Source organism: Fodinisporobacter ferrooxydans (genome assembly GCF_022818495.1).
In the GTDB taxonomy this organism is placed as follows: Bacteria; Bacillota; Bacilli; order Tumebacillales; family MYW30-H2; genus Fodinisporobacter; species Fodinisporobacter ferrooxydans.
Window position 1 is genome coordinate 4,497,360 of sequence record NZ_CP089291.1, and the last position, 26,996, is coordinate 4,524,355.

Sequence of the window (26,996 nt, forward strand, 5' to 3'; positions counted from 1 at the left end):
CTACACAATCATCCGATACGGATTTTCCAGGATGTCTTTGACCGTTTGCAAAAATTCCGCAGCGGGAGCTCCATCAATCACCCGATGATCAAAGGAAAGGCTAAGTGTCATCATCGGACGAAGTACGATCGTTCCATTCACACCTACCGGTTTCTCCTGAATCCGGCCGACCCCAAGAATCGCAGATTCCGGTTGATTGATGATCGGTGTAAATGCATCAATGGCATACATGCCAAGGTTGCTAATGGTAAAGGTTCCACCGGTCATATGATCCGGCAAGAGTTTCCCGGTTCTCGATAAGTTTGCAAGGTTCTTGCAATCAGATGTGAGTTCTGACAGACCCTTCCGTTGCGTATCCTTCACAACCGGAACAATCAAACCGTTTGGAATGGATACCGCTAGACCAATGTTGACGTTGCTATGTTGCACGATGTAATCCCCTTCCAGGGACGCATTGACACTTGGATGCAACACCAGGGCATGCGAAACAGCCTTCATGATAATTTCCGTATACGACAACCGGAACCCTGTTTGTTTTTCAATCACAGGCAACAGAGATGTCCGCATTTCGATCGAACGACTCATATCCACTTCGCTGACAAGCGTGACATGAGGCGCGGTAAATGCGCTTTGGGCCATTCGTTGCGCAATGATTTTCCGCACCCCTTCAACTTTGATTTGTTTGTCTTGAGTAACTATCGAAGTTTGAACAACTGGGGTACTTGGTATGTTGTTCAATACGTCATCTTTGCGAATTTTCCCTTGTACGCCTGTACCCGTAACGGAAGCAAGCGGGATGCTTTCGGCTTGCGCCACTTTTCTTGCTAATGGCGTTGCTTTTACGTCCGATTCTTGGATAGTAGCTGCAAATGTCTTTACATCCGCTTCGTGAATCCGGCCGTTTGGGCCTGTTCCTGTTACGTCAAGCAAGGAAACACCTGTTTCTTTTGCTGCTCGCCTTGCAGCAGGTGTCGCACGGACTTTTTCCGGTTCCTCGACTTTCATTTCTTCCTTTGGTGGTTCCTTTGCTTGTACTTGCTCTTCCGTATCGACGGATTCTCCGAGAATAGGAGGAGTATCGGGTATGGCTTCATCTTCTGCACCGATGTATCCGATTACTTGATTCACAGGAACAACCGCATCTTCGTCATAGTAAATTTTTAATAGTTTACCAGATCCATAGGCTTCCACTTCGATGCTGATTTTATCCGTTTCTACCTCAAGCAACACGTCGTTTACCTGGACATCGTCGCCAACTTGTTTGAACCATTTTAAAATCGTGCCCGTTTTCATGGTCATGCTCAATTTGGGCATGAATATTTCAGTAGCCATGTTCGATTCCCCCTTAAACGCGGTTCAGTGTTTCTTTAACCGCCAGAATGATGTCCTCTTCTTGTGGAATGGCTGCTTTTTCCAGAATCGGATTATAGGGAATCGGAATCGGTAATCCCCCTAACCGTTTGATTGGAGCATCCAAGTAATCAAACGCTTCACTTTCCGCAATCATGCTGGCGATTTCCCCGCCAAAACCGCCACGTTTGACAGCTTCATGAACCACAACCAGGCGACCGGTTTTCTTTACAGAATTCACAATGGTTTCCTCATCAAGCGGAACGATTGTACGAGGATCGACAATCTCCACACTGATCCCTTCTTTTTCGAGTTCCACGGCTGCCTGTAAAGCTTTATGGACCATAATCGCGGTCGCAACGATGGTCACATCCGTACCTTCGCGTTTGATATCCGCTTTGCCAAGAGGAATCGAATAGGAGCCTTCCGGTACATGATCTTTCGTTCGATAACACAATTTATGCTCATAAAAAATCACCGGATTGTCATCATCTATCGCCGCTTTTAATAATCCTTTTGCATCATAGGCGGTGGAGGGTTGAACCACTTTAAGTCCTGGAATATGAGCCATCCAGGCTTCCAAACTTTGGGAATGTTGAGCTGCCGCTCCCGTTCCAGAACCTGCAGGTGTACGCAGAACAAACGGAACTTTTCCTTTTCCACCGAACATGTAGCGGTTTTTTGCTGCTTGGTTAATCAATTGATCCGCTGCGATCGTAATAAAATCCGAAAACTGCAATTCGATAATCGGGCGCATGCCGGTCATCGCTGCACCCACGGCAGCACCGGCAATCGCTGCTTCCGAGATAGGGGTGTTCCGGATCCGTTCCGGTCCAAACTCCTCAATCATTCCGCGCGAAACACCAAAAGCTCCTCCATATACTCCTATATCTTCCCCCATTAAAAATACATCCGGATTGGCGCGCATTTCTTCTTGCATTGCTTCCCGAACCGCTTCTAAGTAGGTAATTTCTCTCATAATATTTCCACTCCCTTTTAAGCGTATACGTCTTCCAAAAGCGAATCTAATGACGGCATTGGACTGTTTTCTGCAAATTTAACCGCATCTTCGATATCTTGTTTGGCACGTTGCTCAATCGATCTTGCTTGTTCTTCGTTTAAAATTCCTTCTTCAATCAAGACTTTTTCCATACGGGCAATCGGGTCACGGCGGGTTCTCCACTCCATTTCTTCTTCACGCGTCCGGTACTTTTTCCCGTCACTTTTGGAGTGTCCTTTCCAACGATATGTTTTTGCCTCAATCAACGTTGGACCTTCACCGTTTCTTGCACGTTCGACTGCTTCTGCTGTAACTTTCATGACAGTAAAGATATCGTTTCCATCAACGACCACACCCGGAATTCCATACGATTTTGCACGATCTGCAATATTCACAATATTAACCATTTCTTTTACCGGGCCAGACATGCCGTATTGATTGTTTTCACAGAAAAAGATAACCGGAAGTTTCCAAATGGACGCCATATTAATCGCCTCATGAAAACTTCCTTCGTTTGTTGCCCCGTCTCCGAAAAAGGAAATAGTCACATAGCCGAGTTTTTTCATTTGGGACGTCAAAGCTGCCCCAACTGCAATGGGAATACCGCCACCTACGATCCCATTGGCACCGAGATTGCCTTTGTCGAGATCCGCAATGTGCATGGAACCGCCTTTACCCTTGCAGTAACCGGTTACACGACCGAACAATTCTGCCATCATCCGCTTCACATCGGCCCCCTTGGCTATACAATGGCCATGTCCGCGATGCGTGCTTGTAATTTTATCCCGTTCTTCTAAAACTGCAATGGCACCAGCAGCTGTTGCTTCTTGTCCAACACAAAGGTGCGTGGTTCCATGAATTAAACCTTTCGCAAAAAACTCATCTACTTTTTCATCAAAAAATCGAATGAGCCACATTTGATGAAGTAATTCCTGAAGTTTTTCCTCAGTGATTTTTTTATCATTCTGAAGGACAGAATCTATCATGTTAACTCCTCCTCTATACAAATCAACATATTTATCATTTGTTCTATTATATAACATTTGTTATAAGTATAACAAGTGCTGCATTTACCGTCAATTACAAGTGTTACAATTCTGAACAAAAGTGAAATTGCTTACATAATGAATGGTAACGATCCTCGAATTTGAAATCGTTACCATACAAATTTATGACATAAAATTTTTATGGACTTACTTGGATAAATCGCAACCGGATTTTTAAATGTTGGAATAAAAGATGTATTCTTACCAGTATATTACTTAGCTCGGAATAGATCCGTTTAATCCATTTGTTTTCTGTTGTTTTCTTTTGCTAAGCCATGCAATGACAAGAGTGAAAATTCCGAGAAGCACGATCCCGATTATTCCAATTTTCGCTAATAACAACAGGATCAGTGTCATCGGATTCGCTCCATCCACCAGAGAAGAAATGCTGGATGCACCATCAGGAAATTTAAAGCCGGATTGTTTCGCCGCTATTGTAAACAACGGGGATACCCAAGTCGCGATATACAAACCAATTCCAATTGATATCGCACCAGCTAGTACTGTTTGGATGACGTTACCGCGGAAAATTGGAACCAGCAATGCGACAATAAACGGTATGGTTGCTAAGTCCCCGAAAGGCAACACACGGTTTCCCGGAAGGATTACAGCCAATATCAGGGTAATTGGAACAAGTATCAAAGAGCTAGAAATATTGGCTTGATCACCAACGGCAATAGCTGAATCCATCCCAATATAAAAATCGCGACCCGGAAATCTCTTGCGCACAAATTCACCGGCTACTTCAGAAACAGGTATGAGTCCTTCCATCAATATAGAGACGGTACGTGGCAATAGCATCATAACAGCTGCCAGAGAGACACCCAATTGAAGCGTTTTTGTGACATCATAGCCGGCGAGTATTCCTATGATGATACCGAGAATCAATGCAAGTATATTACTATCCCCTAACAACCCTAACTTCTTTTGTAACGTTTCTGAATCCGCTTTCCACGAACGGACTCCTGGGATTCGATCAAAAAGCCATTTTAAAGGAAGTCCGATTAAATAATACGGGATTGAAGTACCGTGTGGAAAAGTTATATTGGGATAACCATAGTATTTTTCAACCCAAATCGCCGATTTATCTGCAATTACAAGCAGAATAATCATATGCACACCAGCGGTAATTACACCATTTAAAAAACTGTTTGTTAAAATGGACACCAAAGCGCCCGTAAATGCTATGTGCCAATAATTCCACAAATCAATATCAAACGTTTTTGTTAAGCCAAAAACCAACATTAAAATATTGACAACAAGTCCAATTGGGATTGCCAAAGATCCGACATGTGAACCAAAAGCTATCGCTGACGTAGCTGGCCATCCGACATCAATGATGTCAAGATGAATCCCTATGCGGTGTACCATATCTTGTGCTGCGGGACCTAGATTGTTTACTAATAGGCCAATAACCAAATTGATTCCAATAAAACCGATACCTACAGTCAGACCTGACCGAAATGCACGCCCTGGCTTTTCTCCAAGTATCAATGCAAGAATAAATATCAGGACAGGAACAACTACGGAAGGACCCAAATTTACGATCCAGTTAATGACTGACACAGTGCAACACCCCTTTTAAAGATAAATAATTCTGTCTGCGATTGCAGAGAAGATTCATTGTTGCCAATTTAATACCCAATGTGCCGATAATGAATCTGCTCTAACTACATGGTTAACTTAAATGTTGAAGAATCTCCGAAAATACTTTTTCTTGGCCTATCCCCGTTAACAGTGGCAGTGCATTCACAACCGGAACTGATACATCAGCAGTTACTTTTGTCGTGGCAACTATCAAATTCACTTGCGCACTTAAACTTTTAACCTCCATAACCTTACCCTGCAGAATTTCAGCTTCAATTCCTTTTTCTTTTAGAAAAACAGATAATTTTTTGTTTACAACAGTGGATGTAGCGACACCAGTACCGCACACTACTAGAATACGTTTTTTCATTTTTTAAACTCCTCCCATTTTTCCGTTAATGCTATTACCATCAAATAGTTCATTATTTAACAAATTTGCTATTTCATGAGCATCACCCAAACCTTTAATATGATTTAGTAAATAATACTTTTGAAATATCGACATTAAGTTTTGCAAAAATTCTAAATGTAAATTAGGATCCTTGACTGCGAGTACGAAAACAATCTCAACTTCGACGTTTCCTCCATCAGAACCCATTTCCTCGAACTGGACATTATTTTCCAATACTCCTACGGCAATTGTAGTTTCATTCACATACTTTGAATCTGTATGCGGAATTGCGACCCCTATTATTTCTGTTCGTATTCCGGTTGGAAAATCATTTTCTCTTTGCTGAAGTGCTTCTGTATAGCCTGTTTTAGCATATCCCTTGTTTTCAAGCAGTTCTCCTAAAGTTCTTAGAACCTCTTGTTTCGTATTGCACTTCATATTTACCAAAATTAGATTTTCATCAAACTTAGTAAAATTTTTTACTGTAGGCACCTTTCTCTCTCCTCATGTAAATGCGTCCCGGGACGGTATTGCCCATATCATATTTTCGCCTTTCGTTTAGTGAAATATCAGATGACAACGCCCTCAGAGTATTTTTTGATAATTTTAACAATCTCCTTTTTTTGTTTCGACTCAATAATAGTTGTGACATCTTGTTCCGCACCAAATAAATTAGTGAGCTGCATCAAGGCTTTGAAATGGCTCTTTTTATCGGTTGCCGCTATTACTACAACGATATTTACCTGCTTGTCTTTTGAAAACTCTACACCTTGCTCCAATCTTAAAAGACTCATCGACAGTTTACTGACACCAGCTTCCGGATCTGCATGAGGAATCGCACATCGCGGAGCAATTACTATATATGGATCGCTCGGCTGATACATTTGTATCATGGCGTCAACGTAGCCGGGGTGAATTGAGTTGTTTCTCAATAGAGGCTCAGCAGCTGTACGAATCGCTTTCTCCCAGGACACCACGTATTTTTCGAGTACAATTGTTTCTTCCGTAATAAGTTCGTCTAGCGATGGTTTCACGGCACGTTTCTCTTTCGGAGCATAATGGATATGTTCCTTTTTAAAATAATCTTGCAAAGACTTTTTAAGTTCATCTTCATTTAGAATCGTTGCATATTCTTTAATTACTGTAATTAAACTGTCTGTATCAAAATTTATTGGAGTATATCCATATAGCTCTTGCATAACCCTAACTCTTAACCCATGTTTTTCTTCATCATTTAAAAGCGGACTCACAATAAACAATTCTTTATCAGAATGAATCACCTGTGTTGAAAATATGAGATCATAATCAAACGTATACTGATTAAATTCTCGGATTGAGAGGCTATCAAGAAAAAGAAATTCCGGAAATATCTCCCTTAGTGTTTCAAATAATAGCTTTGATACAGATACCCCATTCTGGCAAACAACAACTACCCGTATTCTATTTTTTATTTCTTGCCCTTGTTTTCTTAACCAACCACCTAGTAACATCGTTAAATAAGCACATTCACTTTCCGGAATTTCACAGCCAATCAGATGTATTATGGATTGTGCTGCTTTTTTTACAAGGTGGTGTAATTCTCGATAATCATTTTGAATGATTTCCTGTAATGGGTTATCCATAATTAACCCAAATTTAATTCGATAAAAAGCAGGCTTAAAGTGTTGATACAATTCCATCAATAAATCATCTTTTTTTTGCAGCTGAACACATGCCAACCTCTCAAAAGATAGGAGAAGATTTTCCAATGAACGAATGACACTTTCCATTACTTTTTCATCTAAATTTTTAGTATTTGAAACATTTGTCGATAATATTAACACCGTTAAAAATAATTCGTCATATTCATCAAGATCGGTAGTATCTGAGAAAAAATTTTTTACAGCTTGAAACTCTATGGTATTTTGCAATTCATGGTCATAAATATTTAAGTGAACCAATTTTTTATTTTTTTTAATTCTCCTTAGGATCAAAACCATGATATAGGGCATGGAAAGCATTTTCTCATCTGTGAATTGCACCTGTAGGTAGGTTTCAAGCTTATCAAATCGTCTACTGACATCTTCAATTTCTTCGTCTGTTATATTACCAATCTTCAAAATCCATTTTTTTCCGTATGGCATTTTAACAATACGATTCACTACTTCAATAATTAAACAACGTTTATTAAATTCTTCACCTCCTATATAATAACCATTCTGCCTTGTGTAATTAATTTCCAACTGATAGGAAAGAATGGTTTGTTGTGCGAACTTCAAATCATTGAGAACTGTATTTTTGCTTACCCTCAGTGCACTCGTAAGATGAAGTAATGATAATTCCTCCGTACGACTTAATAGATAAAGCAGTAATAAATCGCTTCTTTCTTTTTCAGTAGGATAGTACTCATAAACAGATGAGTCGGGACTAAGTTCCGGAAATCTCTCATACAAGACCGAATCTACAAGGAAAATACCTTGACGGTTCTTTTTAATGGTGGGCAAATTGTTTCTTACCAACCAATCATTGATCTTATCAATGCTGTAGTTAATTTGCCTACGAGTTAATTTAACTTTTTTTTCTAAAACACAGCTTTTTAATCCTGGAGACATTAAAATTTCCCTGAGTAATGAACTGCTTCGATCATCCAACACTTCATCCCCCCTCTCTGTAATTTAATCATAGCGCATGCTGGTACATTTTTATATTTGCTTTTGTTTCACTTTTTGTTTTACGAATTGTTCAATATTGTGATGAATGCAATTGAACCTATTTCGGTTGATACTGGTCAAAAATAAGTTCGACGGTTGTACCTATGGCGAAACAAAAAAACCTGGAAATTTTCCCAGGAATGAATTTTATACAATGTGTAAATACTATAGAAATGAACCAATTTCATAACTGCATTTTTCCAGAAAGACAATGTTGATCCTTATCAAATATGATTGAGGAACGATTGTAGATGGGATAAAGCTTCGCCATTATGAAATTCTCTCACTTATCAAAGAAATAAATTTTTGGTAGTTTTCTTCCCAAAGTTCAATATTTTGTGGTTCATAAACTTGTATAGGAAACGATTGTTGTACTAATAATCGAATTTCGCTCAGGTCTTTTAACTCACCTTTGGCATATAATTGCATTAAGATATTTCCAATCCCAGTAGCTTCAGAAGATCCTGCGATAACTGGTATACCCGTGGCGTTCGCAGTAAATTGACAAAGTAATGAATTATTCACTCCACCACCAACAATATATACAGCATTCATCTTATTCCCTAACACATCTTCCAATTGTTTCAATACTGTGCAGAACTTAAAGGCTAAACTTTCTAAAATACACCGAATAATTTCACCTTTCTCCTGCGGCACTGGGAGCTTTCTTTGCAGACACCACGACTGGATTCTTTTCATCATATGACCCGGTTCCAAAAAACAAGGATCGTCCGGATCAAACATAGTTAAAAACGGGCTCGCTTGCTCTGCCATATCAACCATATCCTTAAAATTGATATCGAGTCCACTCTCAACCCATTCTCTTCTAGTCTCCTGCAGCAACCACAACCCCATGACATTTTTCAATAATCGGATCGTCCCAAACACTCCACCTTCATTGCTCATGTTGTACGCGAGTGTTTTTTCATTAATAATCGGCTGAGGAATTTCTGCACCAACTAAGGACCAGGTACCACATGAGATGAACATAAAAGCAGAAGAATTCTCCAATACAGGAACACTCAAGACCGCTGAGGCTGTATCGTGTGTGGCGACAGCTATCACTTCCAAATCCGGCAGATTTACTTCCTTTGCAACGGAAGGAAGTAATTTTCCTAGCCTTGTCCCCGGATGAATAATATCTGTGAATAGATCACGGTTTAAATGAAGAGCCTTCAGAATATCAACATCCCAATTTTGTTGGTCCGCATTTAAAAGCTGTGTTGTCGTTGCAATGGTATATTCACTGCCTATTATCCCTGTTAAAAAACTATGAAATAAATCCGGCATCATAAGAAACGCTTGTGCAAAATCAAAAACGTAGGAATGTTCCTTTTTCATGATTGCGAGTTGATAAATTGTATTAATTTGTAACAACTGAATACCTGTTTTACGAAACAAGTACTCATCCGATAATACCTTCCGAACATAATCAAATCCATCTTTATTGATTGGGTCTCGGTAATTGCGTGGAGCTACCAACAACTCTCCAGCTGATCCAATGAATCCTCCATCAAGTCCCCATGTGTCGATGCCGAGCGTTTGTATCGACCCGACTGCGGAATTTCCGGCTATCCGGAGGCCACACTGAAGTTCATAAAACAATCTAGGAAAATCCCAATATAAACGATTTCTCATTCGCACGGGATAGTTGGGAAAGCGATGGATTTCCGAAACTCGAATGTTTGTCCCATCAAAATCCCCACGTAAAATCCGTCCGCTGCTTGCACCAAAATCAGCTGCGAGATGATGTATCATATTCCTCCCCCCATCAGGTTAGGTTGACCCCTTGAATTTTAAACGTATCATCAGATACCCACTCAAGTATATTGAGACATGCGTTTGACTGTATAATTGTCCGATAGCTGTTTATTGGCGCTTTGAGGATTGCCATAAACATCAAGCGATTGATCGTATTGTGTGCAACAATTGCAAGTTTTCCACCCTTGTATTTCATGGAAAGCTCTTGGAGTTTTTGAAAGGCTCTGGACTGGGAATCCTGCAAGTCTTCTCCTCCTGGAATCGCTGTTTCAGCGGGGGACTGCACCCATGCCTCATACAAGTCACCATATTGTTGATGTACTTCTGGCTTGGTAAGGCCCTCCCAATCGCCAAAACCAACTTCTTGAAATGCGTCAAATCGTTCAAACAAGGGATGATAGCCCGCTGCTTCCTGTACATGAAATATCTCTTGGGCCGTTTGTCTCGAACGAACGAGTCCGGAATGAAAAATTGCATCTAAAGAAATATCTTTCAGCTGATTCGCCGCTCGTTTCGCCTGCTGAATACCTTTCGCTGTCAATTCTACATCCGCCGTTCCACAAAAACGATCTCCTTGCTCATTCCACACAGTCTGTCCGTGTCGAAGCAGATAAATAGTGGTCACTTTTGATCATCCTTTGTTTTCAAATATCCTCTCTTGACTAGCTGCGTCTTAAATGCAGCATACTGCTCATCAAACCGTACATAACTATCCTGTGACGGCTCAACAACCGTTTCGATTTTTACCATGGAATCAACAGCCTCTTGTATATTTGAAAAAATAGTTTGACTCGCGGCAACGATGCACATCCCCATGGCGGCCTCAGGAACACGAGGTTTATATAGCGGCGTGTTTAATATATTTGCTCGTATTTGCAACCATACAGAACTTTTCGCTGCCCCACCTGATACATATATTTTTTGTTTATTGGGCACACCCATCTCGTCCAACAAATCAAATGAAAGACGCTCCAAATATCCAATTCCTTCTAAAAAACCGGCATATCGATGTGCTTCATCTCGTTGCATGCCTTGCTCAAACCCTTTGGCTAACGAATGATGAAAAGGAAATCTTTCGCCCGTCCTTTGGAGTGGATAGCATAATAGTCCCGATGGTTCGTTGGGATTCACGGCATTGTTTAACGATTCATATTTATCTCGACCAAACTGAATTTCAAGTGCTTCACCACCGGTATTACTCGCACCACCTGGCATCCAATAGCCCATTGGATGTTTATGGGAATAGATCCTTTTTTGCAGATCAATATAGAGTCTGTCCGTTACGCCCTTAATAACCAACGTCGTCCCTATAGTCGAATTCCAATCTCCCGGATGCACAGCTCCAGCAGCAATTTGCGAAGCACATCCATCTGTCATCCCCGCTATAACCTGTGTGTTCGTTGAAAGTCCTGTTCGGGCGGCTGCCATTGAACAAACATTTCCGATACACGTGCCTGACTGGATAACCTTTGGCAATTGTCCTTCCAAACCTAACTTTTCTATATAGCCAGGCCATTTCCCAGTTAACAAATCGTATCCGGACTTCAAAGCATTTGTTTCATCTGTATATTGAAAATCTCCTACCAATTTTCCGATTATAAAGTCAGTTGCATGGATCCAGCGAAAGTTTTCACCCATCCATTCCGGATGCTCCCGCTCAAACCAGATCATTTTGGGAAGACCAAATGAAGCCGAAAATGAATAGCCAAGGCTATCCGCAACATCCGCACCCAATTCGTTACAAATACCTGCGTAACTAGCTGACCGGCGATCATTGTACATGATTGCCGGATGAATCGGATCACCCTTGTCATCCAGCAGGACAACTGTCCCCGATGTAGAAGTCACAGATAAGCAGATAATAGATTGTGGTGAACAGTTTCTTTCGTTTTTTGATAAAGCTTGCAGAACGCCGGTGATACATTCACACACACACTCCCACCACGTGTTGGGATCCTGCTCAACAGCGTCTTGGGAAATCCTTGCCGAAAGCTTAAATGGGAAAGTGGCCGAATACTGGGCAAGAACTGTACCAGCGGAATCCGAAATAATAATACGAACTCCTTGTGTTCCCACGTCGATTCCTAACAATAATTGCTTCATATTACACCTTCATATCTTTAAGCAGATTCACCCTATAAACTTCTGAATCAAGTTCCTTAATTTGGCGGCATTCTTCTTCTGTTAAAACTCTAGGAGAACCTAACTGCTTCGCTAAGATATAAATTTTGGCAGCATCCTCTAAAATTTCTGTACGATAGTATGCTTCCTTTAAATTAGAGCCAACAGTAATCGTACCGTGATTTCTAAGCAACATCGCGTTTGCTTGTCCCAAGTCTTCTACCACTCGCTCAGCAAGTAGACGAGTCGTAGGCATAACATACTCCAAGCATGGAAGATCCCCAAGAATTGCAACAAAATCTGCAAACATAGGTGGAACGGTCAAATCTACACTACTTACCGCAATAGAATAGATCGGATGTGCGTGTATAACTGCATAGATATCCGGTCGAACACGATAGATAAAAAGGTGCAGTAAAGTTTCGGAGGAAGGCCTTAGTTCTCCCTCAACTTCACCTGTTGCAATATCAACGGAAATCCACTTATCTGCTGGTATTTCATCCAATGCAAACCCCGACGGTGAGATATACATGATATCCCCACTCCGTGCACTGATGTTACCACCTGGTCCCGCCACCAATCCTTTTTTCACAATACGAGTGGCATACGAGCATAATTCTTCCCGTATATTCAAATGAACGTTTGACATCTTATGATTCACCTCAGAATTCGTATCAAATTGATCAAGGCATGTCCGGATGATTTGGACCAAAATGCTTAAGTATGACTATAGGTTCCGTCCGACTCCGATTTCGAATCGTCACACCTTCTTTGGCGGCTGTTTCACTTACAAAAAATTCATCGGAGCTAAGCTGGCCAAACCTAAGCATAATTGCAGACTCAGCATCGTAAACGCCAAATTCCCCATGTCCCTGAATCATAATACAGCCGTATGCGGCACTGTCTTTTACCGTAACTGTTTGCCCAGGTAGAATGGTTAATTCTTTCGCTGCAAAATACTCATTTCCATACGTAATCCATTTCTCAATATGACGCTCATCGGAATGATTACATAAAATTGGAGGTCTAAAGTAATTTTTCTTGTAATGTGGATCTATATTTTTTTCCCAATCCATTAAACGGAGAACGTACTCAACATCAAATTTCTTATCATCCGGGCAATTTTCAACCAGAAATTCGTAAGGATAAACCTCACCGGAAACAATATTTTCGTAAACAGAGTTAACATCACTATTCCATTGTGGTTCATACGTCAGGTAGGAACCAGGTGCATGTACGACCCCTGGTGGAGTGTACCAACCTGTACCAAGTTCGATCCGATACGCTCGTGAAAGTTCTGTAATCCGTGTATCACATGTTTCAAAGCTCAGTAAGCGCTCTCTTACTTGATCAATCGTTACATCCGGGTCAAATCCAAAGTAGGTAACCGGAAATTCACCCGGATGATTGTTTAATTGATATGGAAAATAATAAGCTTCCGGCTTGCCTATTTTTCCGACAAACTCGGCTGCAGCATCACTCAGATGCAGATGATGAAAAAGGGGGGTTTTAAAATCGAAAAACTTAGAATACATTGGCCAAGTGCCGTATTTTTGATATAACTCTTCACCAATGATACTCTTTCCGAGTTCCTCCACTGCGTCTTTAAATAAAAACTTGTCGTTTATATCCTCTGTTGGCGCAACATAGCTCATTCCTTCATCCGCCGGTGCCTGATCACCGTTCAGCGCCGGAATAGCTGAAGAAAACCAACGTTCTTTGATTGCTCCGCGCTTTGTGCCAAGAGCATAGTAATCATCCGGATGTAGCCGCAATCGTCGTCCCGGCTGCCCAAACCGTCGTGGAACAAAGTTGGGAATTAAGCGTAAAATTCCCTTTCCTTTCTCAAAAGTTTCGTGGATCTTCGTAGCTGTACTCATATGTTACCCTCCTTGTTACGATCTAAATAGTTATCGAAGTTCTATATTCTAAACAAGCACTGTTTCGACCAATTTTGATAGAGTAACCTAACGAAATGCATCTAATTGATGAAACGTATGTTTTAACAAAGAGTATTGTTCTTTATATATTTGATAGATTTCGCTATAAACTTGATGGTGTGTTTGGATAGGTTCATGACATTCGAGTGTTTGAATCCATTGATCGGTTACTTGTTTTACAGAAGCAAATCCCCCGCTTCCAACAGCTGCCAAAACGGCTGCACCGTAGGCCGGACCTTCATTTGTATTAACTGTTGCAATCGGTTTATTAAAAATATCCGCCAATATCTGACGCCAAATTTTATTTTTGGAACCGCCACCAGTTACTCGAATCTCCTTTATTTCCACATCATTCATCATTTGCAGTGAATCATTTAAACCGAATCCTACACCTTCTAAAATCGCCCTTGTAATATGTGCCCTTTGATGTGCCAAGGTTAAACCAACCAACTGTCCCTTTGCTTGCGGATCAGGATGTGGTGTCCGTTCTCCTACTAAGTATGGCAGGAACAAGAGACCTTCACTTCCTGCTCTTACATGATCGGCTTCTTGTAGAATTGTTTCATAGGACTCTTGGTTTGCACTGATTTCTTTCCACCACTTCAGTGATGCTGCAGCAGATAACATAACACCCATGGTATGCCATTGATCCGGTACTGCATGGCAGAAAAAGTGCAAGGTATGTTGAAATGTTTTTAATGTATCGTCTCTGGCAACAAAAACCACGCCAGATGTTCCAAGTGCAACGGTTGCAATACCACCTTCAACGACCCCAGAACCGACCGCTCCAGCAGCTTGATCTCCTCCGCCACCAACAACGGGTGTTCCTGCCGGAAGCCCAATTTCCTTTTGTAAATATGATAATGTATATCCCGTCACTTCTTGGGATTCATACACATTAGGTAACCATTCCCTAGGGATATTTAGACTTTCCAATAAATGATTCGACCAATTTCTCTTTTTAACTTGCAGCAACAAAGTTCCGGAAGCATCTGAAACTTCTGTTGCAAATTCTCCAGTTAATCTGTATCGAATGTAATCCTTAGGCAACAGTACCTTATCCACTTTTTCGTATATTTCAGGTTTGTTTTGTTTTACCCATAAAATTTTCGGTGCGCTAAACCCTGTTAATGCTCGGTTGCCGCTCTCTTCCACGAGAGATTGAATACCAACCTTTTGCTCAATATATTCACACTCTTGTTCGGTTCGTTGGTCACACCACAAAATTGCATTGTACAGAGGTTTTCCATTCTTATCTAAAAACACAGTTCCATGCATTTGACCGGACAAACCGATTCCCTTAATGTCACTTGCATCAACTTCAGGGTGTTGGATCAATTCTTGAATGGTTTCTTTTGTTTTTTTCCACCATATCTCGGGATCCTGTTCATACCATAAGGGTTGAGGATTTAGAAGAGGATATTCTCGAGAAGAATTTGCACATATACTACCGGTTTCATCTACTACTATACTTTTTACCGATGATGTACCTAAATCAATTCCAATAAATAAAGACATACAATAATCCTCTTTCTATTCCAAATTTTAAAATCTTCATTTTTTGGATCGACCCAATAACCATAATTCTTAATTCTATTTATCTTCCCATTTGTCAAAATAAACATGTAAAAACACTACCCAGTTTGGTAGTAATATAAAAAATACCATCCCTAAACTACGGAAGTGTTTTCATTAAATTGGACAGTAAATCCAGTTGAAATTGGATCTCTATTTATCAACTTTTTGCTAGATTTGATTGCTCAACTATGGAATCACGAATTGCTTTTACGACAACATAAGCGGAAGCTGCCCCTGGATCAATCCCGCCTTTCGAACGGATTCCCAGACGACTCGATCTCCCAATATTAGAAATCATGTCTTTTGTTGAAAGCATTCCAGCTTCAGCAGCTTCGGCTGCCTTATCAAGTATTGAGACTAAGGAGTCCCCATTTTTCCATGATGATTCCAAAGTTTCCGTGCAAGGAAGCAACGTATCCAAAAGTGTTTTATCCCCAAGTTTTGCATTCCCACGTTGAGCGATTCCTTGAATCGCTTCCTTCCACGCCGCGACTGCATCATCCGCTTCAACACTAGTTTTACCACTGAATTTGCTGCTTGCACGCAAAAATGCTGTACCATAAAGCGGTCCGATCGAAGCGCCCACTGCAGCTATAAAAGCTTTTGCACATTGTTTGAGATAATCGCCACAATCCATTTGTTCCGTTACCGGAATCTCAATTACCGCGTTCCAACCTAATTCCATACTAATTCCATGATCGCCATCTCCAGCAAAGCTATCCAGCTCGCATAAATAATCTCGCTTATCACGAATAGCTGCTGCAACCGCTTTAAATGTGTTCTGTAAGTCGATAGCTCTGATCATAACTTTCCCTCCATGTCTTACAAATTAGCTACAATTTAAAACAACCGGTTACTGCTGGTTTATCTATCAACTTTTTCAATTCTTCGTCCAGTTTTAACAATGTCAGAGAACATCCTCCCATTTCCATTGAAGTGATGTATTCCCCAACAAAAGAGCGATAAATTTGTATATTTCTTTTTTCCAACTCTTCCGCAATATTGTCATACATAATGTACAGTTCCATCAGAGAAGTGGATCCAAGTCCATTAACCAATACTGCAACCTCGGAACCTTCGAAATCGAAATCGTTACAAATCGTGTTCACCAATTCATTCGCTACATCTCTTGCCGGTAATAACGGTCCTTTTCGTACACCTGGTTCTCCATGTACGCCAAGTCCAAATTCCATTTCATTCTCACCTAAAATAAAACTTGGTTTCCCTGTTTGCGGAAGGGAGCAAGGTGTCAAGCCAACTCCCATGGAGCGTACCCAATTGTTCGCTTTTTCTGTTGTTTGGAAAACTTCCTCTAGTGTACATCCTTCTTGTGCCTTTGCTCCTGCAATTTTATATACAAAAAATTCACCGGCGATACCTCTTCGACGATTCGCTTCCTCTTTTGTAGCTGAAGCAACGTCATCACGAACAATGATCTGTTTCACATTGATGTCTTCCAATTCCGCTAATTCAGCAGCCATTGAAAAATTCATACAATCGCCCGAGTAATTTCCATAAATTAATAAAACACCATTACCCTGATGAACTTCTTGGATAGCCGACAATATTGGATAAGGAGAAGGTGAGGCAAAAATATTTCCGATCGCGACACCGTCTGCCATTCCTTCACCAACGTAGCCAATGAAAGCAGGCTTATGTCCGGATCCTCCGCCAATGACAATCCCAACTTTATTGGCTTCTATTGTAGTGCGAACAACTGCTCTTGGATCTTTTTCACTTCGTCTGACAATTTCGCGATTGGCTCTTAAGAAACCAGACAATGCATCATCAACAACATGATTTGGATTGTTGATCAACTTCTTCATTATCATTTGCCTCCCACTCTAAATTTTCGTACATCTCGATCTTTTCAACCTTCCGGCCGGAATTTCCTCCTTGAAATTCACTTTCCAACCAGGTACTAACAATTTTCTTCGCCAGCTCCGGGCCGATCACTCTTGCACCCATGGTTAAAATTTGTGCTGCGTTGCTCTTTCGCGCTCGTTCCGCTGAATAACAATCATGGCAGGTTGCCGCTCGCACACCTTTTACCTTATTCGCCGTTATTGCCACACCAAGTCCAGTGCCGCATAAGAGAATACCACGTTCAAACTTTTTTTGTTGGATTTCTTTGGAAACCTTGTACGCAATATCAGGATAATCGATCGCATCTTGAGAATAACACCCATAATCAACTGCTTCATGCCCACATTCTTGTAAATGAATCTTGATCAATTCTTTAAGAGTGAATGCAGCTTCATCGCATCCGATTGCAATTTTCATCTTTACCTTCCTTTCTTTCAACCCTTAAAATACTCTATTTTATTTATTTTATTTTCATTTCAATTTCATTTTTTTATTTTCGTTTTGACATTGCTTTCTATCAACTAAATTTTTTGATATTGAAAATAATTAAGTTACTTTCCCCTCCGAATTTTATTTACTTTAAATCGATGACTCTATATTATCCATTTTACTTTTTATCTACATAATGTCAATTGTTTATTTTTATTTATTTTCATATTTTTATATATGCGTGGAATTATTTTTTATTTAATTTTTATTATTTTTTATTTTAAGTCTATATCCCGATATAAACAGAAATTGACCGAAAATGACTTCTATTAAAATAGCCAGAATCCTAATTCATTTGAAATCAGGACCCCAGCTAAACAAATACGAATGAAAATTATTGAATCCATAACATTTAATTCACAGCATTATGTTTATTCGTTTTGCATATCAATAATAACCTTAATATGTCCTTTACCTGTCTCAACTTGCGATATGGCTTTGTCAAATTCGGAAATACTATAGCGATTTGTTACAATATCTTTTACTTTCACGATCCCATTCTGAATAAACTTGATAGCTCGATCAAAACAATGGGTCTGTGCAAATGATCCGATAATCTTTAGCTCTTTTCTAAAAATTTCATAGGGACTTATACTGATTCGGTCATTTTCCTCCGCCACACCATAAATGACAATTTTCGCACCGTATTTGGCAAATTGCGGGCAATGTTCAATCACCTCTTTGGCACCAGTCGCATCAACGATTATGTCAAATCCTTTCGGAAAGAGGCTTTTTATTTCAGTTTCATGTTTTGAATAGTCGGATCGATCCATAACGATTACGTTATCTGCAGCTAACTTTTTTATTAAATCTAATTTCGTCTTGTCAGAAGCTACCACTACCAAATTTGCTGCACCCGCGTGTTTTAATAATTGCGCCAAGACGATTCCCGTCGGGCCAGCGCCGAACATTAAAATATCATCGCCCGGTTTTACGTCAATGACATCAATGCCATGAACCGCACATGCCGTTGGCTCGATCATGACCGCTTCATCATATGATAGATCGCCAATCGGGAATACTTTATCATGATTCACAACTACGTATTCAGCGAACCCACCGGAACCATTGCATCCTAATGAGTAAAAGTTTTCACAGAATAAAGGTTGATTTCTTCTGCAATAATAGCAGTGCCCGCATAAAACGGTATTATCGGCAGCTACCCGATCTCCGGGTTTAAAATCTTTTACCGCGGCCCCAACTTTCACGACTTCTCCAACAAATTCATGCCCCGGAACAAGAGGGAAACCGGAAATAAATTCGCCATGATGTATATGAACATCGGTTTTGCATACACCACATGCTTTTACTTCGATTAATACCTGTTGATCCTTAATTTCAGGATTTTCTACTTCTTTCACTGAAAATTCCAGTGGTTTTTCATATAAAACGGCCTTCATCCCAATTCCCCCTTATCGCATGTATAAAGATGTTAAAAGAAAAGAATTAAGGATGAATGACAATTTTTAATGTCGAGCTTTTTTCCTTAATTGCCTTTTCAAACGCTTCCGGAACCTGATCCAAAGTAAAGCGATCCGTAATAATATCCTCCAGATTCACAACCCCACTGGATAGGATTTCAACTCCAGCTTTATAGGTATTTGAATATCTGAAAACTCCGTAAATATCAATTTCGTTATCAACAATGTGCGGAATATTTACTCCTGTTTCCTCTTGCGGTGGAAGCCCTACAATGACAACACGTCCTCCGCGGCGAACACCAACTAAACAAGACTGCAGCGCTTTCGGATTTCCAGCAGTTTCGATTGCCAGGTCGGCACGTTTACCTTCTGTTAATTGACTTAAACGAGTTCCAAAATCATCTTTTCGTAAATTAATGACATCGGTTGCTCCTAGTTTCAGAGCAGCTTCCAAGCGGAATTCTTCTAAATCTACCCCGATAATCTTGGTTGCACCGGCAGTTTTTGCTGCGGCAGCTGCAAGCAAACCGATTGGTCCCATACCTAAAATAACTACAGTTTCTCCAGCTTGTAATTTCCCACGTCGAACAGCATGAAGTCCTACAGAAAATGGTTCAACCAATGCCGCTTCCTCAAACGACATAGCATCAGGTATTGGGAATAGGAAATCAGAACGAATAGTAATATATTCACAAAAAGCTCCATCATACGGAGGAGTCGCTAAAAAATTCACATCCGGGCACAGATTATACCGACCGGATTTACAATGTTCACAACGGCCACATGTTACACCTGGTTCAATCGTTACCCTTTGTCCTACGCTTAGATTCTTAACGTTTTTACCTAATTCAACAATTTCACCGGCTGATTCGTGACCTAAGATTATAGGTTTTCTGACTACATATGGCCCGATCTTGCCATGCTCATAATAGTGAACATCTGATCCACAAAGGCCTACAGCTTTTACCCGGATTAATGCTTCATCATCAGCAGGTGTCGGAATTTCCCGTTCTAATATTTTTATTGTTCCTGGTTCAAAAAGAATGGCTGCTTTCATCAGACCTTGCATATGTCTCACCTCATATCCAACGTATTCTTATATTTTTTAACAATACGCTGTAAAATAGACTTAATAAAATATTGTTTTGCGATAGTAAGCCCCTAAAAGGTACAAATTTAGGGGCTGTTTTTTTGTGAAATTGTTATTCTTATTTTTAGTTATTGATTTAACTAGTTAGTACCATTTAAGTATTTGTCTACATTATCTTTTGTAACTAATTCAAAAGGAATATCGTAATTTTTATCAATTTTCTTTCCTTGTGCTGCTTCAACGGCAACATCCAATGATTTTTTGCCTTGTGCAATCGCATTCTGATAAATACTTGCTATTTGTTTTCCATCTTTAACAGCAGTTAATGCGTCCTTTACACCATCAACACCTACGACCGGTAATTTTAAATTCTTTTCTTGCAATGCCTTTTCTGCACCTAGAGCCATTTCGTCATTTTCACCAATCACACCATTAATTTTTCCTGAAAAAGCTTGTAACCAGTTTTCCATGAGAGTCAATCCTTCTGCACGAGACCAGTTCGCTGTTTTTTCAGCCAAAACATGGATTTCTGGATACTTCTTCAAAACATTAAAAATACCTTGCTTGCGCTCAATTTGTGCTGACTGTCCGATCGGCCCATCTAAAATAACGATGTTTCCTTTTCCATTCAAAGCTTTTGCCATTTGTTCCGCTTCCATTTCACCGGCTTTTACATCGGGCGAACCTACATATGATGTTAACTTCTGAGCGGTCATTTTGGCGTTAACACCAATCACCGGTATTCCTTGATCTACAATTTGATTAACTGTATTATTTAATGCATTTGCATCAATCGGATCAACTATGATAGCATTCACTTTCTCTGTTGCTAAGTTTTGTAATTGTGAAATTGCCGTGTTCGCGCTGTAGTTCCCATCCATAACAAGTAAGTCTACACCTTTTGCTTTAGCTTCTTTTTCCATGGAATTTTTTAGCAAATTTGCAAATTCAGCTTTTAGTCCATATACTGAGAAACCTATTTTTAGTTTCTTTGAACTTGTACCCGACTGCTGATTTGAGTTTTTATTAGAAGAGTTTTGTGTAGTAGTTGCTGACGATCCGCAGCCGACTAATAGTGTTGCCATCATCGATGTAACAGCAATAGTAACCCCGATGTTCTTAACCAAATGTTTTTTCATTTTTCATTCCCCCGAATTGTTAATTTAGATAAAGATGAAGACAAATTTTGTTTTAAATAGATAGATAGATCCCAGTTCCACATTAGGTATAAGGAAATTTGTTTATATTCAAATCACCCCCAATCAGTTATTTTTTACGTTCAATCATAACAGCAGCTACGATAATGCATCCCTTGACGATCTGTTGCCAATAGGAGGAAACGTTCAACAAATCCAATCCGTTATTCAAGACTCCGATTAACAACGCACCAATTAGCGACCCCCAAAGTCTACCTTTACCACCCATTAAGCTGGTTCCACCAATTACTACGGCTGCGATGGCGTCCAATTCATAACCGTCACCCGCTTGTGGCAAACCGGAAGATACACGAGATGTTAAAATAATCCCGGCCAATCCGGCTAGTAAACCGCTGATGGAATACACCCAAATCTTAACCTTATCAACTTTAATTCCGGATATTTTGGCTGCGTTTTCATTTCCGCCAATTGCATAAACGTATCGTCCAAATTTCGTTTTGTATAGCAAAACCATGAAGATAATGGAAACAACTACGGTGATAATTACTGGTAATGGAATTTTTGCAATATCTCCGCCGCCAATTTGTAAAAAGCTTTGGCTAAGGTTCGCTACCGGCTGACCACCCGTATAAACAAATGTTGCACCTCTCGCTACTGCCATCATTCCGAGTGTTGTTATAAAAGGTGCTACCTTCCATTTAGCAGTTACAAATCCATTTATGAAACCTACAAAAAGCCCAACCGCAAGTCCCATGACTATAGATATAATTAAATTGGAATGTCCACTTTGGGCGAATGTAGCTGTTACAATACCGGCCAGTGCAACAATCGACCCAACTGATAAATCAATTCCCGCTGTTAGAATTACAAATGTTGCGCCGATTGCGAGTATCGCGTTAATGGAAATCTGACGAAGCACATTTATGATATTTTCAAAAGTCAAAAAACTATTACTTAAGATTGATAAGATTACAAACAAAAAAATAAAAGCAAAGATAATCCCGTAATTGAAAAAGAAATTCTTTAAACGAACTCCACTTTCAAGCTTTGTATTTAAATTTTTTGATTTTTCTTGTACTACTTCCACTTTAAAGCACCTCCATTAAATGCCCAGTTGCATAGGAAAGAATTTTTTCTTGTGTCGCGTCATCCCTTGTTAATTCGCCTGCAACTGTTCCTTCGTGAAAGACTATGATTCTGTCGCTCATACCAAGAACCTCTGGCATTTCCGATGAAATCATGATGATCGACATACCTTCTTGGACGAGTTGTGTCATCAGTTTATAGATCTCATTTTTTGCACCTACATCAATACCCCGAGTCGGTTCATCCAAAATTAGAATCTTTGGTTGTCTGAGCAACCACTTTGCCAAAACGACCTTTTGTTGATTGCCGCCGCTTAATGTTTCAACAATTTGTTCTGGTGAAAATGACTTAACCTTTAATTTTGCTATGAATTGATCGACTAAAGAACCTTCCTCCTTTTGATCAATAAAACTCAAATTTGAGATTTGATCTAATGAAGCCATAGTAATATTTGCCTTTACTGACATAGGGAGAAACAATCCCTGTCCTTTACGATCTTCTGTAACAAACGCTAATCCTTGCTTTATAGCATCGATCGGGGACTTGATATTCACTTTTTTCCCTTCAATATATATCTCTCCCTGAACCAATGCTGTAAGACCAAAGACTGCCTCAAACACTTCCGTCCTACCAGAGCCCATTAGACCTGCAATCCCTAAAATTTCACCTTTTTTTAAATCAAAACTTACACTTCTAAATTTCCCATTAACAGAAAGATCTTTAACAGAAAATACTGTTTCTTTAACATAAAAGGCTTCTTTTTTCGGATACATTTCTGTTAAGCTTCTTCCAACCATCATTGTAATTAAGATCTCATTATTTAATGCCTTTGCAGGTTTGGTAGCAATATGATTACCATCCCGAAAGACGGTAATCTCATCGGATATTTTAAAAATTTCATCCATTTTATGAGAGATGTAAATGATTGCTTTATCTTGCTTCTTTAAAATGTTGATGATTTCAAATAACCGATCTACTTCACGATCCGTAATAGCGGAGGTAGGTTCATCCATAATGATGATTTGTGAATCGTACGAAATCGCTTTTACGATCTCCACCATTTGCATTTCAGCTACACTAAGCTGATTCATTTTCATTCGAGGATTCAAAGATAAACCAATACTTTCTAATAACTTCGAAGCTTTCTGATACATTTTTTTATAATTTACAAATCTCGTTCCTGGGTTTATTGGCTCACGACCCAAAAATATATTCTCACCAATTGTCATTTCTAAAACAGGGCTTAATTCTTGGTGAATCATACTGATACCTTTTACCAAAGCATCCTTCGGCTCTTTGAGTTTAATAGATTCTCCATTAAATAAAATTTCTCCAGTATCGGGTTGATAAATACCAGCGAGAATCTTCATCAAAGTTGATTTCCCTGCCCCATTTTCTCCCATCAAGGCATGTACAGTTCCTTTACGAACTTTTAACGTAACATCTTTTAAAGCCTGTACTCCTGGAAATGACTTTGTAATTCTATTCATTTCTAGAATCACCTGGTTTTCCATGAGTAAACACCTCCAGTCTCGCTATAGTTGTATACGCTTGCAGTATGCGCTTTCTGATAATGCGCATAACAAAAGCTAACAACCACATGATTTACGTATCACTAATTCCAAAGGTAAAGTTATCGTTTTTTCTTTTCTTTGAGAGAAAAGTAATTGAACGGCAGATTTACCAATTTCAAAAGTCGGTTGAGAAATAACCGTTAATTCGGGAGTTAAAATTTCTTGCCAAGGTTGGTCATCAAAACCTATAAAAGCGCATTCATCTGGAATTTTAATAGACAACTCCTTTAGCGCTTTCAGCGCCCCAACGGTAAGCAAATAATTGCTGGCAATGATCGCAGTTGGCCTTGGTGTTAGTGACATCAGTTGGTGTACACATTCATACCCACCATTAATTTGTGATTGCGTCCCTGCATAGCTGCCTCCATACACAATGAGCCTTTCGTCGATTTCAATTCCATTTTCCTCCAGAGATTTGATATAACCAAAAAACCTTTGACGCGTTGTACTTATACCAGGTGAAGCCAAAATAATTCCAATATGCCTATGACCATGTTGAATTAAATGACTTGTGGCCAATCGACTCCCTTGAATATTATCTGTACGGACAGATGGTATATCTAGGTTCGATATTTCTCGGTCCAGCAATATGACGGGTATTCGATTGAAAAAATCCATACTGCTTAATTTCGTATTCACCGGAGCTACAATAACTCCATTGACACGATGTGCCAATAATAAATCGAGAAGCTCTTTTTGCTTTGCCTCATTTTCTTCAGAATTCGCTACCACAACCTGACAGTCATATTTTTGGCATTCTTCTTGCATACCTTTTAGCACTTCTGTAAAAAAGGGATTTTGATCCGGCACCACTAACCCAATCAATTTACTTGATCCGGCTTTTAAACTCCTTGCAGCTTCATTCGGAGAATAGCCTAAACGTTTAACAGTATCTAACACTAATTCTCTTGTTCTTTCACTAACCCCTTTTTTACCATTCAACACATGCGAAACTGTGGCGATTGATACTTTTGCTTCTTTCGCTACATCGTGGACAGTTGGTAATTTTAATTCCATCATACAATCTCCTAAACGTTTACTCAACTTCTTGTTAAACGTTTAATATTAACGTTGAATGAGGATTTTCCCTGATTCTAATCGTTTATTTTTGATATATTTTTTCGTTTTGTTAGTTTTAATTTTAATTGCCCTTTCACATTTTCGTCAATACCTATTTCATGAATTTTAAAAATATTTTTTGGTTCTTAATTTTACAAAATCCGTATATGCTGATTCAAAAAGGTGGAAAACGCTATTAATTTAGATGGATTATTATTTTTACTATTAAATTAAAAATTGTACTTTCAAAAATTTTATTGAAAAAATCAGTAGTATTCAGCTATAAATTCCTTGACAAATTTACAGTCATAACGAATACTTATACTAAAAAGAAACAAATAAAAAAAAACGAAAATTTATTCGAGAGGTGTTAGCATTGAATTTCTCAAATACTCAACTTTCGCAGTATAAATCAGGCAGGTAAATCTTGATATAACTTGGTAAACCTGCAATCCATTGCTGCAATTGACTTTTTATGAATTTTATAATTTTTCTGCAGGTCATTTTTGTAACGTCATTAAAGATTTCCAACAATTGTTGTAGGGCGATAGCCCAATCAAGTTCACTCACTTCGTCACAAAGTGCCGAAAATAACCCTCCCAACGTACGTTGGTCGGTATTCTGACGATGTTGATGTCTGACAAACACCATGATAATGGGAATACCTGGGGCCATTTCTGTATGAATGAAGCGTAAAATCCCTTTATTTTTTCCTTCAACTGGTGTGGCTGCAAAATAAAGCTCTTTAAGAGACATGCGGCGATTCCCGACTTGGTAACGTTGACTCGTTGATTTGACCATGCCGATGACATCAAGTCCTCTTTTTTCTTATTATTTGACTAACGAGATTTATTCTTTGCTGTTCCTTTGTAATCGATTCTCCAACAAAGTGATAGGAAAAAATTAACTAAGAGAAAGGAAAAATATTTATGAGCTTTCAAGGATACGATAAAAATTTCAATATTACAGAAAAAGTAGCTATTGTAACAGGTGGGGCAAGCGGAATTGGAAAAGCTATCTCAGAATTATACTTGGAGAAGGGTGCAAAAGTTGCGATTTTTGACCTGAAAGAGGATGTAAAAGAGGTAGCTAAGCAATTGAATGAAGAAAATGCTATCGGTGTAAAATGCGATGTTACCAATAATGAAAGTATGGATCGTGCTATCTCGATCGTTAGAGAACACTTCGGGAAGATTGATATATTAGTGAACTGTGCTGGAATTGTATTACTTGACGATGCTGAAAATATTTCTGATGCTTTTTGGCAAAAAACAATTGATATTAACTTAACTGGCTCATTCAAAATGTGCCAAAAAGCCGGTAATGTAATGATAGAGCAGGGTAATGGCGGAAAGATTATTAACCTTGCTTCCCAAGCAGCCATTATTGCATTGGATAATCATGTAGCTTATTGTGCAAGCAAAGCTGCAATTCTGGCAATGACGAAGGTCCTAGCTTATGAATGGGCTCAATTTGACATTAAAGTAAACGCTATCTCACCTACAGTCATTTTAACTGAGTTGGGCAAAAAGGCGTGGGCCGGAGAGAAAGGCGAAAAGGCGAAAAAAGACATCCCGCTTGGACGTTTTGGATATCCGGAGGAAGTTGCAGCTATTGCCTTATTCTTGGCAGCCGATGCAACAAACTTAATGACAGGCGAGAATATTGTTATCGATGGTGGTAATACAATTAAATAGTGGACTTAAAATCCAACGATAAGGGAGGTACAATAAATAGTTAGTGTTGTACCTTATTTTATAACTCATTTTCCGTAAAGAAAAGAGCTTCTA

General features: G+C 39.4%; 23 protein-coding genes and 1 pseudogene. 1 reads left to right on the top strand and 23 read right to left on the bottom strand.

Annotated features, from left to right (window positions below; translation table 11 throughout):
- The 23 genes and pseudogenes from LSG31_RS21585 to LSG31_RS21695 form a co-directional block, all read right to left on the bottom strand.
- Positions 1-1,332, bottom strand: coding sequence for a dihydrolipoamide acetyltransferase family protein (locus LSG31_RS21585; RefSeq protein WP_347437091.1), 1,332 nt, complete (start codon positions 1,330-1,332; stop codon positions 1-3).
- A gap of 13 nt (positions 1,333-1,345) precedes the next feature.
- On the bottom strand, positions 1,346-2,329 hold the full coding sequence (locus LSG31_RS21590) for an alpha-ketoacid dehydrogenase subunit beta (RefSeq protein WP_347437092.1): 984 nt from the start codon (positions 2,327-2,329) through the stop codon (positions 1,346-1,348).
- 17 nt (positions 2,330-2,346) lie between these two features.
- Entirely contained in the window at positions 2,347-3,336 is a 990-nt protein-coding gene (locus tag LSG31_RS21595; RefSeq protein ID WP_347437093.1) for a thiamine pyrophosphate-dependent dehydrogenase E1 component subunit alpha, read from the bottom strand.
- Between the two features lie 276 nt (positions 3,337-3,612).
- Positions 3,613-4,962: a PTS galactitol transporter subunit IIC gene (locus tag LSG31_RS21600; RefSeq protein ID WP_347437094.1), complete on the bottom strand. Its 1,350-nt coding sequence runs from the start codon at positions 4,960-4,962 to the stop codon at positions 3,613-3,615.
- A gap of 112 nt (positions 4,963-5,074) precedes the next feature.
- On the bottom strand, positions 5,075-5,353 hold the full coding sequence (locus LSG31_RS21605; RefSeq protein ID WP_347437095.1) for a PTS sugar transporter subunit IIB: 279 nt from the start codon (positions 5,351-5,353) through the stop codon (positions 5,075-5,077).
- Between the two features lie 3 nt (positions 5,354-5,356).
- Positions 5,357-5,866: a PTS sugar transporter subunit IIA gene (locus LSG31_RS21610; RefSeq protein WP_347437096.1), complete on the bottom strand. Its 510-nt coding sequence runs from the start codon at positions 5,864-5,866 to the stop codon at positions 5,357-5,359.
- A gap of 77 nt (positions 5,867-5,943) precedes the next feature.
- Entirely contained in the window at positions 5,944-8,007 is a 2,064-nt protein-coding gene (locus LSG31_RS21615) for a BglG family transcription antiterminator (protein ID WP_347437097.1), read from the bottom strand.
- A 327-nt stretch (positions 8,008-8,334) separates the two neighbouring features.
- On the bottom strand, positions 8,335-9,822 hold the full coding sequence (locus tag LSG31_RS21620) for a rhamnulokinase (RefSeq protein ID WP_347437098.1): 1,488 nt from the start codon (positions 9,820-9,822) through the stop codon (positions 8,335-8,337).
- 13 nt (positions 9,823-9,835) lie between these two features.
- Positions 9,836-10,450, bottom strand: coding sequence for a histidine phosphatase family protein (locus LSG31_RS21625; RefSeq protein ID WP_347437099.1), 615 nt, complete (start codon positions 10,448-10,450; stop codon positions 9,836-9,838).
- Entirely contained in the window at positions 10,447-11,928 is a 1,482-nt protein-coding gene (locus tag LSG31_RS21630) for an FGGY-family carbohydrate kinase (RefSeq protein ID WP_347437100.1), read from the bottom strand. Before LSG31_RS21630 ends, LSG31_RS21625 begins: the two co-directional genes overlap by 4 nt.
- Before the next feature lies 1 nt (position 11,929).
- Positions 11,930-12,595: a class II aldolase/adducin family protein gene (locus LSG31_RS21635; RefSeq protein ID WP_347437101.1), complete on the bottom strand. Its 666-nt coding sequence runs from the start codon at positions 12,593-12,595 to the stop codon at positions 11,930-11,932.
- 34 nt (positions 12,596-12,629) lie between these two features.
- On the bottom strand, positions 12,630-13,826 hold the full coding sequence (locus tag LSG31_RS21640; RefSeq protein WP_347437102.1) for a hypothetical protein: 1,197 nt from the start codon (positions 13,824-13,826) through the stop codon (positions 12,630-12,632).
- Positions 13,827-13,913: 87 nt separating this feature from the next.
- Positions 13,914-15,404 (bottom strand): xylulokinase, encoded by a 1,491-nt coding sequence (gene xylB, locus LSG31_RS21645; RefSeq protein WP_347437103.1) that lies wholly within the window; start codon positions 15,402-15,404, stop codon positions 13,914-13,916.
- A 217-nt stretch (positions 15,405-15,621) separates the two neighbouring features.
- Positions 15,622-16,269, bottom strand: a complete 648-nt coding sequence (dhaL, locus tag LSG31_RS21650) for a dihydroxyacetone kinase subunit DhaL (protein WP_347437104.1) — start codon at positions 16,267-16,269, stop codon at positions 15,622-15,624.
- A 28-nt stretch (positions 16,270-16,297) separates the two neighbouring features.
- A complete protein-coding gene (locus LSG31_RS21655; protein ID WP_347437105.1) occupies positions 16,298-17,290 on the bottom strand; it encodes a dihydroxyacetone kinase subunit DhaK in 993 nt (330 codons plus the stop codon).
- Positions 17,253-17,747, bottom strand: coding sequence for a ribose 5-phosphate isomerase B (gene rpiB / locus LSG31_RS21660; protein ID WP_347437106.1), 495 nt, complete (start codon positions 17,745-17,747; stop codon positions 17,253-17,255). The genes LSG31_RS21655 and rpiB overlap by 38 nt, the downstream gene beginning before the upstream one ends.
- A gap of 443 nt (positions 17,748-18,190) precedes the next feature.
- A complete protein-coding gene (locus LSG31_RS21665; RefSeq protein ID WP_347437107.1) occupies positions 18,191-19,219 on the bottom strand; it encodes a zinc-dependent alcohol dehydrogenase family protein in 1,029 nt (342 codons plus the stop codon).
- A 46-nt stretch (positions 19,220-19,265) separates the two neighbouring features.
- Positions 19,266-20,309 carry an NAD(P)-dependent alcohol dehydrogenase gene (locus tag LSG31_RS21670; RefSeq protein ID WP_347437108.1) on the bottom strand — a complete coding sequence of 348 codons (1,044 nt, stop codon included), beginning with the start codon at positions 20,307-20,309 and terminating at the stop codon, positions 19,266-19,268.
- A gap of 161 nt (positions 20,310-20,470) precedes the next feature.
- Positions 20,471-21,469 carry a substrate-binding domain-containing protein gene (locus LSG31_RS21675; protein WP_347437109.1) on the bottom strand — a complete coding sequence of 333 codons (999 nt, stop codon included), beginning with the start codon at positions 21,467-21,469 and terminating at the stop codon, positions 20,471-20,473.
- 127 nt (positions 21,470-21,596) lie between these two features.
- Complete coding sequence (locus tag LSG31_RS21680) at positions 21,597-22,574, bottom strand: ABC transporter permease (RefSeq protein ID WP_347437110.1); 978 nt, start codon at positions 22,572-22,574, stop codon at positions 21,597-21,599.
- A 1-nt stretch (position 22,575) separates the two neighbouring features.
- Complete coding sequence (locus tag LSG31_RS21685) at positions 22,576-24,087, bottom strand: sugar ABC transporter ATP-binding protein (RefSeq protein WP_347437111.1); 1,512 nt, start codon at positions 24,085-24,087, stop codon at positions 22,576-22,578.
- Between the two features lie 75 nt (positions 24,088-24,162).
- Positions 24,163-25,164 (bottom strand): LacI family DNA-binding transcriptional regulator, encoded by a 1,002-nt coding sequence (locus LSG31_RS21690; protein ID WP_347437112.1) that lies wholly within the window; start codon positions 25,162-25,164, stop codon positions 24,163-24,165.
- Positions 25,165-25,599: 435 nt separating this feature from the next.
- Positions 25,600-26,031 (bottom strand): annotated as a pseudogene (locus LSG31_RS21695) (hypothetical protein); the annotation flags it as partial.
- 104 nt (positions 26,032-26,135) lie between these two features.
- Between LSG31_RS21695 and LSG31_RS21700 the strand changes: the two are divergent.
- Positions 26,136-26,903, top strand: a complete 768-nt coding sequence (locus tag LSG31_RS21700; protein ID WP_347437114.1) for an SDR family oxidoreductase — start codon at positions 26,136-26,138, stop codon at positions 26,901-26,903.
- Positions 26,904-26,996 lie beyond the last annotated feature (93 nt).